This window comes from Yinghuangia seranimata, assembly GCF_029953285.1.
In the GTDB taxonomy this organism is placed as follows: Bacteria; Actinomycetota; Actinomycetes; order Streptomycetales; family Streptomycetaceae; genus Yinghuangia; species Yinghuangia seranimata.
The window spans coordinates 1-14,457 of sequence record NZ_JASAOI010000086.1; the positions used below are offsets into that span (position 1 = coordinate 1).

The window sequence follows — 14,457 nt, forward strand, 5'->3', positions numbered from 1 at the left end:
CCGCGGCTCCCGGAGGCGGCGCTCCGGCGCAGCGTCCGGCCGCCGCCTCGGGCTCCGGCGCGCCCGCGCGTCCGGGTGGTTCGCGTCCGGCCGCTCCCGGCGGTCCGGCGCAGCAGCGTCCGGCGGCCTCGGGTGCGCCCGGCGCGCGTCCGGGTCCGGCGCAGCAGCGTCCGGCGGGTCCGGGTGCTCCCGGCGCCCGTCCGGGTCCGCGTCCCGCGGGTCCGCGCCCCGGCAACAACCCGTTCACCTCGGGCAGCACCGGCATGCCGCGTCCGGCGTCGCCGGGCGGTCCGCGTCCCGGCGGTCAGGGCGGTCCCGGCGGCATGCCGCCGCGTCCGCAGGGTGCCGGCGCGGCCGGTCCCCGTCCGGGCGGCACCGGTGGTCCCGGTGGCCCGCGTCCGGGCGGTTCGGGCGGCCCCGGCGGCCCCCGTCCCAACCCGGGCATGATGCCCAACCGTCCGTCTCCGGGCCCGCGCCCGGGTGGCGGTCCCGGCGGTCGTCCCGGTGGTCCGGGCGGTCGTCCGGGCGGTCCCGGCGGTGGCGGCGGCGGTCGTCCCGGCTTCGCGGGTCGTCCGGCGGGTCCGGGCGGCGGCGGTGCCGGTCGTCCGGGCGGTCCCGGTGGCGGCGGCGGTCGTCCCGGCGGTCCCGGTGGCGGCGGCTTCGGCCCCCGTCCGGGTGGCGGCGGCGGTCGTCCTGGCCCCGGCGGTCGTGGCGGCACGCAGGGCGCGTTCGGTCGTCCGGGCGGTCGTCCGGGTCGTGCGCGCAAGTCGAAGCGTCAGCGTCGTCAAGAGTTCGACAACATGTCGGCTCCCGCGATCGGCGGCGTGCAGGCTCCCCGTGGCAACGGCACCGTCCTGCGCCTGTCGCGCGGCGCCTCGCTGACCGACTTCGCGGACAAGATCGGCGCGATCCCCGGCTCGCTCGTCCAGATCATGTTCCACCTGGGCAAGATGGTCACGGCGACGCAGTCGGTCTCCGACGAGGACCTCAAGGACCTCGGTGTCGAGCTGGACTGGGACGTCCAGATCGTCAGCCCCGAGGAGGAGGACCGCGAGCTGCTCGAGTCCTTCGACCTCGAGTGGGGCGAGGACGAGGGCGACGAGGAAGACCTGCTTCCGCGTCCGCCGGTCGTGACCGTCATGGGTCACGTCGACCACGGCAAGACCCGCCTCCTCGACGCGATCCGCAAGACCAACGTGGTCGCGGGCGAGGCCGGCGGCATCACCCAGCACATCGGCGCCTACCAGGTGGCCACCGAGGTCAACGGCTCCGAGCGCAAGATCACCCTGATCGACACCCCCGGTCACGAGGCGTTCACCGCCATGCGTGCCCGCGGTGCGAAGTCGACGGACATCGCGATCCTCGTGGTCGCGGCGGACGACGGCGTCAAGCCGCAGACGATCGAGGCCCTGAACCACGCGCAGGCGGCCGACGTGCCGATCGTGGTCGCGGTCAACAAGATCGACAAGGAGGGCGCCGACCCGACGAAGGTGCGCGGACAGCTCACCGAGTACGGGCTGGTCGCGGAGGAGTACGGCGGCGACACGATGTTCGTCGACATCTCCGCGAAGCAGGGCCTCGGCATCGACGAGCTCCTCGAGGCGGTCATCCTGACCGCCGACGCGGCGCTCGAGCTCAAGGCCAACCCGGAGCAGGAGGCGCAGGGCATCGCGATCGAGGCGCACCTGGACAAGGGCCGCGGCTCCGTCGCGACCGTCCTGGTGCAGCGCGGCACGCTCCGCGTCGGCGACGCGATCGTCGTCGGCGAGGCGTACGGCCGCGTCCGCGCGATGCTCGACGAGAACGGCGCCAACGTCGCCGAGGCGGGCCCGTCCCGTCCGGTGCAGGTGCTCGGTCTCACCACGGTGCCCGGCGCCGGTGACAACTTCCTCGTGGTCGAGGAGGAGCGCACCGCCCGCCAGGTCGCCGAGAAGCGCGCCGCCGCCAACCGCAACGCGCTGCTGGCCCGCCGCAACAAGCGGGTCTCCCTCGAGGACCTGGACCGGGCCCTCAAGGAAGGCCAGATCCAGCAGCTCAACCTCATCCTCAAGGGCGACGTCTCCGGTTCCGTGGAGGCGCTCGAGGACGCGCTGCTCAACCTCGAGGTCGGCGACGACGTCGAGCTGCGGATCATCGACCGCGGCGTCGGTGCGATCACGGAGTCGAACGTCACCCTCGCGGTGGCGTCGGACGCGATCATCATCGGCTTCAACGTCCGCCCCGAGGGCCGGGCGCGGACGATGGCCGAGCGCGAAGGCGTGGATGTCCGGTACTACTCGGTCATCTACCAGGCCATCGAGGAGATCGAGGCCGCGCTCAAGGGCATGCTCAAGCCCGAGTACGAAGAGGTCCAGCTGGGCACGGCGGAGATCCGCGCGGTCTTCCGCTCGTCCAAGCTCGGCAACATCGCGGGCTGCATGGTCACCTCCGGGCAGATGCGGCGCAACGCCAAGGCGCGCCTCATCCGCGACGGGGCCGTGGTGGCGGACAACCTCACGCTCGAGGGTCTGCGCCGCGAGAAGGACGACGTCACCGAGGTCCGCGAGGGCTTCGAGTGCGGTATCAACCTTGGTTCGTACAACGACATCAAGGTCGACGACCGCATCGAGACGTTCGAGATCCGCGAGAAGCCGCGCGGCTGATCGCAACGGCAACGGATGCCCTCCGCGTCGACTCGTCGGCGCGGAGGGCTCTCCGTTGCGGCGGCCGCGCGGCCGCCGCGGCGGGACCGGCACCTTGGGTGCCACGGAAGAACCAAGGGAAAAACCACAGGCAGGACACGCGTTCCACGCGGTAGAAACCAAGAACACATTCCCTGATGGCCCCCGGGCGCCTGGCCCGTGATGCCCGTGTTCGTAGGAACAATCACCCTCGATCTGCTGTTCGGTGATGTGCACTCCCTCAAGGAGAAGCGCTCGCTGCTGCGGCCGATACTCGCGGACCTGCAGCGCAAGAACGCCGTTGCCGCCGCCGAGGTCGAATACCAGGATCTGCACCGGCGCGGCCGGATCGGCATCGCGGTGGTCTCCGCGACCGTCGAGCGCTGCGCCGAGGTGCTGGACGAGTGCGAGCGGCAGGTCGCCGGGCGCCCCGAGCTAGAGCTGCTGTCCGCCCGCCGCCGGGTGTTCAGCGAAGACGATTGACCGGGCCGAAGGGCCCAAGTTGGAGGATCAGTGACCGACCACGCGCGGGCGCGCAAACTGGCGGACCGCATCAAGGTCGTCGTCGCCGAGACGCTGGACCGGCGGATCAAGGACCCCCGCCTCGGCTTCGTCACCATCACCGATGCCCGAGTGACCGGTGACCTGCGCGAGGCCACCGTGTTCTATACGGTCTTCGGCGACGAGACCGAGCGCGAGGCGAGCGCCGCGGCGCTGGAGAGCGCCAAGGGCATCCTCCGGAGCGCCGTCGGACGGGAGACGGGTGTGCGGTACACGCCGACCCTGACCTTCGTCGCGGACGCCATTCCGGACAACGCCCGCCAGATCGATGAGCTCCTTGCCAGGGCGCAGGAGGCCGATGCGGCGGTACGCTTCACCGCCGCGGGTGCCAGCTACGCCGGCGACGCGGACCCGTACCGCACCTCGGGCGAGGACACCCTGGACTCGGAAGGCGACGAGGAAGGCGACGGGGACTCCACGAAGGAGGAAACGGAGCGTTGAACCCGACGGTGTCGGCGGCCGGAATCCCCGGACCCGCCAAGTCAGTGGACCCCCTGCCGGGCGACGGCCTGGCTGGTCAGGCGGTGCGCTCCACCGAGCCTGCCGGGCCGCCGACACCGCCGGGCGAACAGGACTGGGACGCGGTCGTGCGGCTGATCGCCGACGCGTCCCGGATCGACCTGTTCGCGCACGTCAACCCGGACGGCGACGCACTCGGCTCGGCCCTCGCGGTCGGGCTGGCGCTGCGCGCCGCCGGGCGCGACGTGCACGTGTCCTACGGCGACGACCCGCTGGTGGTGCCGGCGTCGCTGACCTTCCTGCCCGGCCAGGACCTGCTGGTCCCGCCGGCGGAGGTGCCCGACCGCCCGGACCTGGTGCTGGTCTTCGACGCCGCGAGCAGCGAGCGCCTGGGCCTGCTGCGCGCCAAGGCGGCCGCGGCCGACGCGCTGGTGGTCGTCGACCACCACGCGTCGAACACCCGGTTCGGCACCCACCATCTGATCGACACCACCGCGCCCGCGACGGCGGTCCTGGCCGAGGAACTCGTCGCGCGGATCGGCGGCGAGCTGACCGCCGACATCGCGACCGCGCTCTACACCGGCCTGGTGACCGACACCGGGTCGTTCAAGTACGCCGCCACCACGCCCGAGACACACGCGATGGCCGCGCGGCTGCTGGCCACCGGCATCCCGCACGACGTCATCTCGCGCGCCATCTGGGACACCTGCCGGTTCGGCTACCTCAAGGTGCTGTCCGGCGCGCTCGCCGCCGCCCGCCTGGACGACACCGCCGCCGGCGGCCTGGGCCTGGTGTGGACCGTGGTCACGCGCGCCGACCGGCAGGAGCACGGCATCCGCCTCGACGAGATCGAGGGCGTCATCGACGTGCTGCGCAAGAGCGCCGAGGCCGAGGTCGCGCTGGTGCTCAAGGAGGACGACGCGGGCCGCCTGCAGGCGTCCGCGCGCTCCAAGGGCCGCGTCGACCTGGGCCGGGTGTGCACCGCGCTGGGCGGCGGCGGACACGCCTTCGCGGCCGGGTACACGGCCGACGGCGACACCCCGGAGGCGGTCGTCGACCGGTTCCGGGCCGAACTGGGCGCGCAGGCCGGCACCGGGCCCGCCTGAGCGCCGTACCGACGGCGTGCCCGCACCCGGACGCGCCCCCTCCGAGAGACCGCCGAGAAAGCCACCGATGAGCAAGCCACGCCGCACCGGCCCCCCGCCCCCCGACGGCCTCGTCGTCGTCGACAAGCCCGCGGGCCTCACCTCGCACGACGTGGTCGGGCGGATGCGCCGGATCGCCGGCACCCGCAAGGTCGGGCACGCGGGGACGCTCGACCCGATGGCCACCGGAGTGCTCGTCATCGGCGTCGAGAAGGCGACCCGGCTGCTCGGGCACCTCGCGCTCACCGAGAAGACCTACGAGGCGACGATCCGGCTCGGCCAGGCGACCGTGACCGACGACGCCGAGGGCGAGGTCACCGAGACGGTGTCCGCCGCCGCGGTGACGCGTGACGGGATCGACGCCGGGATCGCCGGGCTGACGGGCGCCATCATGCAGGTGCCTTCCAAGGTCTCCGCGATCAAGGTGGACGGCAAGCGCTCCTACGCGCGCGTCCGCGAGGGCGAGGACGTCGAGCTGGCCGCGCGCCCGGTGACCGTGTCGCGCTTCGACGTGCACGACGTGCGGCACCTGAGCGACCCCGCCGACCTGGTCGACCTCGACGTGACCGTCACCTGCTCGTCCGGCACCTACATCCGCGCGCTGGCCCGCGACCTGGGCACGCACCTCGGTGTCGGCGGGCACCTGACGATGCTGCGCCGCACCGCCGTCGGCCCGTACACGCTGGACGCCGCGCGCACGCTGGAGCAGCTCGAGGAGTCCTTCTCGGTGCTGCCCATCGCGGACGCCGCCGCGGCCGCGTTCCCGCGCCGCGACGTCACCGAGGACGAGGCGCGCCTGGTCGCGCACGGCGGCCGGCTCAAGGCCGAGGGCGCCGCGCCGGGCCCGGTCGCGGTGTTCGGGCCGGACGGCACGTTCCTCGCCCTGGTCGAGGAGACGGGCGGTCAGGCCAAGCCGATCGCGGTGTTCGTCGGCTGACCACGGGCGGCGAGGGGCGACGGGTGGGTGGGCCCGATCAAGGCCGGTGCCCGGCGCATGGCAGGCTTGGTCCTGCGATGTCCTGCGACGATCCCGCAGGGGCGCGAGGAACCGGCACTGGAACGGCATCAGGAACAACGGCACGGGAACGAGGAGCATCACGGTGCAGCGCTGGCGGGGCTTGGAGGACGTCCCATCGGACTGGGGGCGCTCCGTCGTCACCATCGGGTCCTACGACGGTGTGCACCGCGGGCACCAGCGGGTGATCGGCCAGGCCGTCGAGATCGCCCGTGAGCACGGCGTTCCGTCGGTGGTCGTGACGTTCGACCCGCATCCGAGCGAGGTGGTCCGCCCCGGCAGCCACCCGCCGCTGCTGACGCCGCACCACCGGCGCGCGCAGCTGATGGAGGCGCTCGGCGTCGACGCGGTGCTGATCCTGCCGTTCACGCTCGAGTTCTCCCGCCTCGACGCGGCGGACTTCGTGCGCCAGGTGCTGGTGGACGCGCTGCACGCCAAGATCGTCGTCGAGGGCCGCAACTTCCGCTTCGGCCACAAGGCGACCGGCAACGTCGAGCTGCTGGAACGGATGGGCGCGGAGTTCGACTTCACGGTCGTCGAGCCCGAGCTGTTCACCGACGGCGACACGGTCTTCTCTTCGACCGTGGTGCGCGGGAAGGTCGCCGAGGGCGACGTGGACGGCGCCCGCGCGGTGCTCGGCCGGCCGCACCGCGTCGAGGGCGTCGTGGTCCGCGGCGACCAGCGCGGCCGCGAACTCGGTTACCCCACCGCGAACCTGGAGACGCTGCCGTACACCGCGATCCCCGGCGACGGGGTGTACGCGGGCTGGCTCGTGGTCGGCGACGACCGGCTGCCCGCCGCCATCTCGGTCGGCACCAACCCGACCTTCGACGGCACGGAGCGGCGCGTCGAGGCCTACGCGATCGACCGCACCGACCTGGACCTGTACGGCGTGCACGTCAGCGTCGAGTTCCTGACCTACCTGCGCGGCATGGAGCGCTTCGACTCCATCGAGGCGCTGCTCGAGCGCATGGCCGACGACGTGAAGCGGGCCCGCGACCTGGTCGACGCCTACGACGCGGAGCGCGCCGCCTGACCGTGTGAGGATGACGCTCGCGAACGCTCGCTCGCGGCTGAACAGCGAAGGGGGGGCTCCCGCCGAACGGCGGGAGCCCCCCTTCGTGTTGCCGTCAGCTCTGGTGCGGCGGCTGCTGCCACGGCTGGCCCGGGTAGGGCTGCTGGCCGCCCTGCTGCGGGTACTGCTGCTGGCCGGGGTACGGCTGCTGCGGGGGCTGGCCCTGCTGCGGCGGGTACGGCTGACCGCCGTACTGCGGCTGCCCCTGCGGCGGATAGGGCTGCTGCTGGGGCGGATACGGCTGCTGCTGCGGCGCGTACCCCTCCGGCGACCACTGCCCCTGCTGCGGCCAGCCCGCCTCGCCGCCGGCCGTCCGGGCGAAGTCCTCCGCCACGATGGCCGCCAGCTCGAAGTACGCCTCGCGGGTCTTCGGCCGCATCATCTCGAGGTCGAGTTCGGCGCCGGCGGACAGGTGCTCGTCGAACGGCACAACAACGACCGCCCGGCAACGCGTCTCGAAGTGCGCCACGATGTCCTCGGTCTTGACCAGCTTGCCGGTCTCGCGCACCCCGGAGATGACGGTGATGCTCCGCGCCACCAGGTCCGCGTAGCCGTGCGCCACCAGCCAGTCCAGCGTGGTGCTGGCGCTCGTCGCCCCGTCGACGCTCGGCGTGCTGATGACGATCAGCTGGTGCGCGAGGTCGAGCACGCCGCGCATCGCGCTGTAGAGCAGGCCGGTGCCCGAGTCGGTCAGGATGATCGGGTACTGCTGGCCCAGGACCTCGATCACCTTGCGGTAGTCGGCGTCGTCGAACGTCGTGGAGACCGCCGGGTCGACGTCGTTCGCCAGGATCTCCAGGCCGCTGGGGGCCTGCGACGTGAAGCGCCGGATGTCCATGTAGCTGTTCAGGTGCGGCAGCGCGGTCACCAGGTCGCGGATGGTCGCCCCGGTCTCGCGGCGCACCCGGCGGCCCAGCGTGCCGGCGTCCGGGTTGGCGTCGATCGCGATGACGCGGTCCTGGCGCTCGGCGGCCAGCGTCGACCCGAGCGCGGTCGTCGTCGTGGTCTTGCCGACGCCGCCCTTCAGGCTGATGACCGCGATCCGGTACCCGTTGAGGACGGGCGTGCGGATGCGCATCAGGCGCTCGGCGCGCTGGACTTCGGCGGCCTTGCCGCCCAGCTTGAACCGCGGCGTCTGACGGCGCGCCTGCGGCTGGCGGCGCAGCAGACGGTCCGACGTCAGCTCGACGGCGGCCGTGTAGCCCAGCGGCGCGCCGCCGACGGCGCGGGCCGGGCCCGGCTGCATCGTGTTCGGGTCCCACCCGGACACCGGCTGCTGGCCGGGCGCGGGGTAGCCGTCTGCACCGGGCTGGCCCGGCACGCTGTACACCGGGCCGCCTTGCGGCGGGGGGTACGGCGCGGCACCGGGGGCACCGGCGTACGGGCCGGGTTGACCGGGCTGGCCGGGCTGACCCGGCTGCGGGGGTTGCCCGGGCGGGTATTGGCCGCCCTGCGCGGGGTCCTGCGGGTACTGGCCGTACGGCGGCCCGGCGGGCGGCATCTGGCCCTGACCCGGCGGCGGGTACGGCGCGCCGTGCGGCGGCGTGTGCGGACCGGGGGCGCCCGGCGGCGGGAACGGCCCACCGGGGAAGGGCTGTTGCGGAGCACCCGGACCCTGCGGAGCTCCCGGACCCTGCGGGGCACCTGGACCCTGCGGGGCACCTGGACCCGGCGGCGGATAGGGCGCGCCGTGGGGCGGTGTGTGCGGACCCGCGACGCCGGGCGGCGGGAACGGGCCGCCGGGGAAAGGCGGTTGGCCTTCCTTGGGGCCGGGTGCCCCGGGCGCTCCGGGAACGGGGGGACCGTCGTGCGGTGCCCCTTGTGGTGCCCCGTGCGGGAATTCGGGTGCGTGAGGCGCGGCGGGGCCGCCGGGTGCTCCCGGCGGCGGGCCGTCGTACATCGGAGGGGGACCACCGGGCGCGGGCGCACCCGGGGTTCCGGGTGCCGGCGGGCCGGTGTGGGAGGCCGCGTGCGCGAACTCGGGGCCGTGCGGCGCCGCCGGGCCACCGGGCGCGGGAGCGCCGGGAGTTCCGGGATCGTGCGGGCCGTCGTGCGGTGCCGCGTGGGGGAACTCGGGGCCGTACTGCGCGGCAGGACCGGCAGCGGGTGCGCCGCCGGGCGCCGCGGGGGCGTCGGGCTGCGGGGCGTGCGCGGGTTCGGGGGCGTGCGGTGCGTCCGGTGCGTGGTCGGCGACGACCGCTCCGGCGGGCCCGGACGGACCGTCACCATGCGTGTCGGCGGCCGTCGGTGACGCCTCGTCAGGGCGGTGCGGGGACTCGGGCGCGTCTCCTGCCCCCCGCGGGTAGGAGTCCGCGCCTTCGTTCACCGCGGAGTCCGCCGGGGCCGCGCCGTCGGCCGCGTGCGGCTCGTCGATGGCCGCGGCCGGCGTGAAGCCGGTGTCCCACGCGCCGCGTTCGGCGCCGGGGGCGACGAACTGGTCGGGCTTGCCGGACTCGTCGCGGGTCGCGTCGTCGCCGCTCTGCGCCTCGGCGTCGTCGCGAGGCGCGGCCGAGGCGTGGTCGGTCACGTGCGCCGGCTCGGCCGGGGCGTCGTCGACGACGGCCTGGTGCGCGCCGCTGCCGCCCACCGGCTCGGGTTCGGCCTGCCGGGCGAGGCCGGGGTGCGGCGCGTACGACGGCGGCCGTTCGGCCGACTCGGCGGGCTGCTCGGTGTGGGGCTGGCCGTGCTGTTCGGCCTGCGGCGGGACGGGGCCCGGGTGCGGCGCGTACGACGGCGGCTGTTCGGCGTCCGCGGCGGGAGCGGGCGCGGTCGAGACCGGTGCGCCGCTGGGCGGCGGCATGTCGGGGCCGCCGTACGGCGCGGCGGGCGCGGGCTGTTGCGGCGCGCCGCCGTGCCCGGGCGCGCCCGGACCGTGCTGCTCGACGGGTGCGTATGCGCCGGGTGCCTGCTGCTGCCATCCGGCCGGCGGCGTCGCGAATCCCTGCTGGGGGTCGTGCGGTGCGGGGCCGCCCGGCACCGGAGGCTGCCACGGCGCGGGACCCTGCGGACCAGGCGCGTGCTGCGGCGGAAGGTGCGGAGGCCGGCCCTGCTGCCATCCGGCGTCGGGTCCCGGCTGCGGCTGCGGCTGTGCCTGGGGCGCGGGCTGCCAGCGGCCGTCCGGACCCCAGAAGCCGTTCTGGGCGGGAGGCGCGGCCGGCGGCGCTGGCGGTCGCGGCGGCGCGCCCTGTCCGGCCTGCGGCGGCACGGCCGCGTTGGGGCTCACGTAGCCGGGCGGAGGCGGCATGTCGTCGGTGATCGGCGGGAGATAGCGGGTGGGTGCGACGTCCGGGCTGCTGCCGGGACCCGGCTGCGCGGGGCCGCCGGGCGTCCAGGTCGGTTCGGCGCCGCCGAACTGCCCCGGTACGTCCGGATTCTGGCGTGGGGCGGCCGCGTCGGGCGTCACCGGCTCGACGTACGGGCCCGACTGCCGCGGAGCCGCGGGCGACTGTCCCGCCGACTCGTCGACGATGGGCTGCCCGTACCAGGAGGGCATGGTGAAGTCAGGACCTGACCATTCCTCCTCATCGTCGACCGGGGTCTCGATGTGTGTGCCGTCCTGCTCGCTGCTCACCACTGGTCCTTCCGATCATCCGGAGGACGATGGGGTTCCGCCCCGTGGATCCGCCCCCGGCGTTCCGGGCCACTTCCCGGGACAACGGTCCCGGGGACCCCAGACTATTGAACCCGGGGCGCTGCGTCCCGGGTCGGTCAGTCCATACGCCGCGGCGGGCCCAGGAACGACACCTCGACCTGAGTCGGGGTCAGGAGAACGTACCGGCGGACCCGGCTGGTGCACCACAGGGTCAGCTCGTCGGTCATGGCGGGCAGCGCGTCGGCGTCCTGCTTGGTCAGGTTGAGCGCGTACGCGGCGGCCTGCGCCTCGATGGGGGAGACGCGTTGGAGGCCGACCAGGTCGGCGTCCGCCAACCGGCCGGCCAGGCGCGGGTCGAGGAACGGCAGCAGCGTCAGCGTGGTCTGCCACGGCGTCGACGCGAGCCGGTTGCGCGGCGGGCGCGCGCCGCAGTCGCGGATGACCAGCACCGGGCTCGCGGGGGAGGGGCCCTGCGGGCCGAGCCGGCCCACGGGGTGCACGGTGACGGCCTGTTGGCCGCCGCCGGCCTGCTGCGCCATGGGCGTCCACAGGTGCGGGCGGCCGGACTCGATCGCCACGCGCGCGCCGATCGCGGCGGCGCGCAGCGCGATGAGCTGCACGAGGTAGGCGCCGCCGATGAAGGAGATCTCGTACGGCTCCGGGCGGAACAGCCCGAGCACCGCGGGCGCGCGGTCCTGGTCGACGCCGACGACGATGCCGTCGTCGCTGACCGGCATGGTGAGCGCGCCGAGCTGATCTTCCGTCAGGACGTGGCTGTCGTGACGCGGTCCGAACCTTCCGAGGAGCTTCACGCGCCACCTCCCAGCGGAATCGTCGCCAGCAGACCCGGCTGCTGTTCGAAGTCGAGCCGAACCAGGGACAGTCCGGCGTGCCGGCCGCGCGCCTCCAAGTGGCGTGCCGCGGCTTCGAGTTCGTCGGAGGAGCGGGCCGACACCCGCACGTGGCCCTGCACCGCGAGCGAACCGCCGCCGCCCATGTGCGCGGTCAGCGCGAACGTGGTGGCGATACCGGGCGCGCCGGTCAGCGAGGCGATCACGTCCGGCGAGCCGGCCGCGGTCAGCTTGGGCCAGCGCGACACCCAGTACGTCGCGTGCCAGCGGTCGTCGCAGCGCCAGGCGTGCCGCGACTCGGCGATCCGGGCGGCGGTGCGCGCCCGCCCGGGCTGCGCGGCGCGGTTGATCCCGCACGACGCGATCAGCGCCTGCACCAGGCCCTGTTCGTCCAGCGGACGCGCGGTCAGTCCGTTCGCCGCGAGCGCCGCCGTGAGCTGGTTCACCGCGCGCAGCAGCGTGCGCTGGGCGCCCTCGTAACCGCCGCCGCGCGCCGCGATCGCCGTCGTGCAGCGGCTCGGGTCGAGGCGCACCGCGACCCAGGTCTGACGCACCGCCGGGACGTTGAGGTTGTCGCGCTGGCTCAGCTCCTGGTAGGCGCGGGCCGCCATCGCCTCGGCGGGCAGGTGCGGCGCCGGCGCCGGGCGGCTGTGCAGCACGACCTGCGCGGAACCGACCACGATGCCGTCCACGGACAGCGCGGACGCGACCGCCGCGAGCGGCAGCGGGTGCCCCGCGCGGCGCGGCCGCAGCGGCTCGTCCGGGGCCTCGACCAGCAGGACAGAGGTCAGGAACGTTCCGTCGCCGACCATGCCGACAGTGCCGTGCGTACGGTCGTAGGCGGCCTCGAGCGCAAGTCCCGGCACACACGTGCGGATCGGCGCGAGGTCCGCGGACCCCGAGGCCTCGTCGGGCTCCGGCGGCGCCGGCCGCTGGCGCTTGCGGAAGTCCGCCACGATGCCCGGCCACAGCGCCAGGCGCCGGCCGTGGAACGGCACCCAGACACCGATGAGGATGACCACCGCGAGGACGCCGCCGGGCACCACGAGGAACTTCTTCGTGGCGAGGGGGACGGCGATCAGCAGCGCCGCGAGCTGCAGTGCGACAAGGTGCTGCACGAGCAACGGGCCGATGCGCCCCGGACGCGGCTGGAGGCGCGGTGTGGCGCTCGCGCTGGGCGCGGCGATCGCGGCGTACCCGCCGGTGCCGCCGCTCGAGGGACGTGTATTACGGCGCGAGCCGCGCCTACTGCGCGGTGGTGCGGATACGGACACCTTGGCGATTCCCCCTGTGAGCCCGTCGGCGTGCAGCGATCTGCAACTGGCGTGCAACTACGGCAACTGGCGGTTCCCGGTGCGGAACACCGTACGGTACGGGGCGGAAGGAGTGGCGGGAAAGGCCCCCGAGTTCGACGCCCCAGGCCGCGAACGCGTCGGGTACTCTACGCCACGCGGATCGTCGGCTACGGGGAGAACGATGGCATCGCGCCGTGAACAGTTGGAAGCGTACGTCTTCGCGCGGCGCCGTCTGGTGGCCGGATTTGTGCAGCCGGAGCCCAGTAACGGGGGCGCTGCGGAGGAGAAGGCGCCGCGTCCGTTCCGTGCGCTGCTGCCCGGTCTGGTGGTCGGGGCCCTGATCCTCACCGGTTTCGGTGTGTACGGCCTGATCCGGCCGGGCACGCCGCCCGGCTGGAAGGACAAGGGCAGCCTCATAGTCGGGCGCGACTCCGCGAGCCGGTACGTGTACCTGGACGGCAAGCTGCGTCCGGTGCTGAACATCGCGTCGGGCCGACTGCTGCTGGACCCGGGCAAGTTCAAGGTGAACCTGGTCCCGGAGAAGGTGCTCAACAGCGTCGAGCACGGGTCCGCGCTGGGTATCCCGAACGCGCCGGACCGGCTGCCGAGCGCGAAAGAGGTCGCCAAGCCGAAGCCGTGGACGGTGTGCGAGCAACCCGTCCAGGACACGGACGGCAAGCCCGACTTCGGGCGCGACCCGCAGCTGAGCGTGTTCGTCAACCAGGCTCCTGCGCAGGGCGTGCTCAACGCGGACGAGGCGCTGTTCGTGGAACGCCGCGACGACAAGGGCACCAACACGGGGAGCTACTACATCGTCTACGGCGGACGGGCGTATCCGTTCAAGAGCAAGGAAATCCGCTCGGCGCTGCGCCTCGACACGGCCACGCCGCAGCCGGTGACCGAGAAGTGGCTGAGCACGTTCGAGCAGGGTAGCGAGATCGTCCTGCCCACGCTCGACGGCTACGGGAGCCGCAGCGCGAACGCGGGCAAGCTCGGCCCGGCGCTGAACAAGGTGGGCATCATCCTGCGTGCCGAGGGCGGCGGGCAGGAGTACGTGGTGACCATGAACGGCGTCATGCCGATCTCCAAGTTCACAGCGTCGCTCTTCCTGGCCAGGCCGGACGCTAAGCAGAAGCTCTATCCTGACTCGCAGGTGACCGAATTCGAGGTCGGCATCGGCGAGTTGGCGGGTATTGTGCAACAGGGCCAGGTCTTCATGGCCGACAAGGGCTGGCCCGAGGTGATGCCCGCGCAGGCCAACAGGATCGGTACCGACCTGAAGGCCGCCGCCCGACTGACCGTGTGCAACACGTACACAGGGACGTATGCGGGGGGTGTGCCGCAGACGAAGCAGTCCGCCTGGTACACCCTGCCGGCCAACCGTGTCGAGGGCGTCGCGGTTTCCGTGCCGCCGGGCACCGGCATGCTCATCCGTGAGGCCACCGGTCGCGCGGAGGACCAGACGGGGACGCTCTACCTGCTCACCGACACCGGTCTGCGGTACCAGATCGTGAACGACCCGCCGCAGAACGGCAGCCAGCCGTCGGCGCCCGGCGCCGACAGCGAGGCGAAGATCAGACTGGGCTACAAGGACGTTGCGGCAACGCCTGTTCCGCGCTCGTGGACCGAACTGGTCCCGGTAGGAGCACGCTTGAGTGTCGTCGACGCTAAGAAGACGCAAACATTCTGAGGCGTAAAGTGTCCTGCGGGACGTCGCTCCCACCCCGGAGTGACGTACCGTCAGCCAAGTTCCATCTCTCTTGACTCGCGCGTTGCGCAAGCCCCCAACGGGCAAGATCGACGC

10 protein-coding genes are annotated in these 14,457 nt (G+C 73.7%); 7 read left to right on the top strand and 3 right to left on the bottom strand.

Annotation, left to right across the window (positions count from 1 at the left end; all coding sequences use genetic code 11):
• The 6 genes from infB to QI554_RS40665 all read left to right on the top strand — a co-directional run.
• A partial coding sequence (infB, locus tag QI554_RS40640) for a translation initiation factor IF-2 (protein ID WP_281477871.1) occupies positions 1–2,642 on the top strand: 2,642 nt, incomplete at its 5' end.
• Positions 2,643–2,849: 207 nt separating this feature from the next.
• Positions 2,850–3,143: a DUF503 domain-containing protein gene (locus QI554_RS40645; RefSeq protein WP_281477873.1), complete on the top strand. Its 294-nt coding sequence runs from the start codon at positions 2,850–2,852 to the stop codon at positions 3,141–3,143.
• 30 nt (positions 3,144–3,173) lie between these two features.
• Positions 3,174–3,662: a 30S ribosome-binding factor RbfA gene (gene rbfA / locus QI554_RS40650; protein ID WP_281477875.1), complete on the top strand. Its 489-nt coding sequence runs from the start codon at positions 3,174–3,176 to the stop codon at positions 3,660–3,662.
• Complete coding sequence (locus QI554_RS40655) at positions 3,659–4,786, top strand: DHH family phosphoesterase (RefSeq protein ID WP_281477877.1); 1,128 nt, start codon at positions 3,659–3,661, stop codon at positions 4,784–4,786. The genes rbfA and QI554_RS40655 overlap by 4 nt, the downstream gene beginning before the upstream one ends.
• A gap of 67 nt (positions 4,787–4,853) precedes the next feature.
• Positions 4,854–5,762 carry a tRNA pseudouridine(55) synthase TruB gene (truB, locus tag QI554_RS40660; RefSeq protein ID WP_281477878.1) on the top strand — a complete coding sequence of 303 codons (909 nt, stop codon included), beginning with the start codon at positions 4,854–4,856 and terminating at the stop codon, positions 5,760–5,762.
• 163 nt (positions 5,763–5,925) lie between these two features.
• The gene (locus QI554_RS40665; protein WP_281477880.1) at positions 5,926–6,876 is read left to right on the top strand and encodes a bifunctional riboflavin kinase/FAD synthetase; all 951 of its coding nucleotides are present in this window, start codon (positions 5,926–5,928) and stop codon (positions 6,874–6,876) included.
• Between the two features lie 94 nt (positions 6,877–6,970).
• Here QI554_RS40665 and QI554_RS40670 read toward each other — a convergent pair whose 3' ends face one another.
• From QI554_RS40670 to eccE, 3 genes are all read right to left on the bottom strand, one after another.
• On the bottom strand, positions 6,971–10,486 hold the full coding sequence (locus QI554_RS40670; protein ID WP_281477881.1) for a nucleotide-binding protein: 3,516 nt from the start codon (positions 10,484–10,486) through the stop codon (positions 6,971–6,973).
• A gap of 137 nt (positions 10,487–10,623) precedes the next feature.
• A complete protein-coding gene (locus QI554_RS40675) occupies positions 10,624–11,319 on the bottom strand; it encodes a hypothetical protein (RefSeq protein WP_281477882.1) in 696 nt (231 codons plus the stop codon).
• On the bottom strand, positions 11,316–12,476 hold the full coding sequence (eccE, locus tag QI554_RS40680; protein ID WP_281477883.1) for a type VII secretion protein EccE: 1,161 nt from the start codon (positions 12,474–12,476) through the stop codon (positions 11,316–11,318). Before eccE ends, QI554_RS40675 begins: the two co-directional genes overlap by 4 nt.
• Positions 12,477–12,519: 43 nt before the next feature.
• Here eccE and eccB point away from each other — a divergent pair, with 43 nt between their 5' ends.
• Positions 12,520–14,343 carry a type VII secretion protein EccB gene (gene eccB, locus QI554_RS40685; protein WP_281477884.1) on the top strand — a complete coding sequence of 608 codons (1,824 nt, stop codon included), beginning with the start codon at positions 12,520–12,522 and terminating at the stop codon, positions 14,341–14,343.
• Positions 14,344–14,457 lie beyond the last annotated feature (114 nt).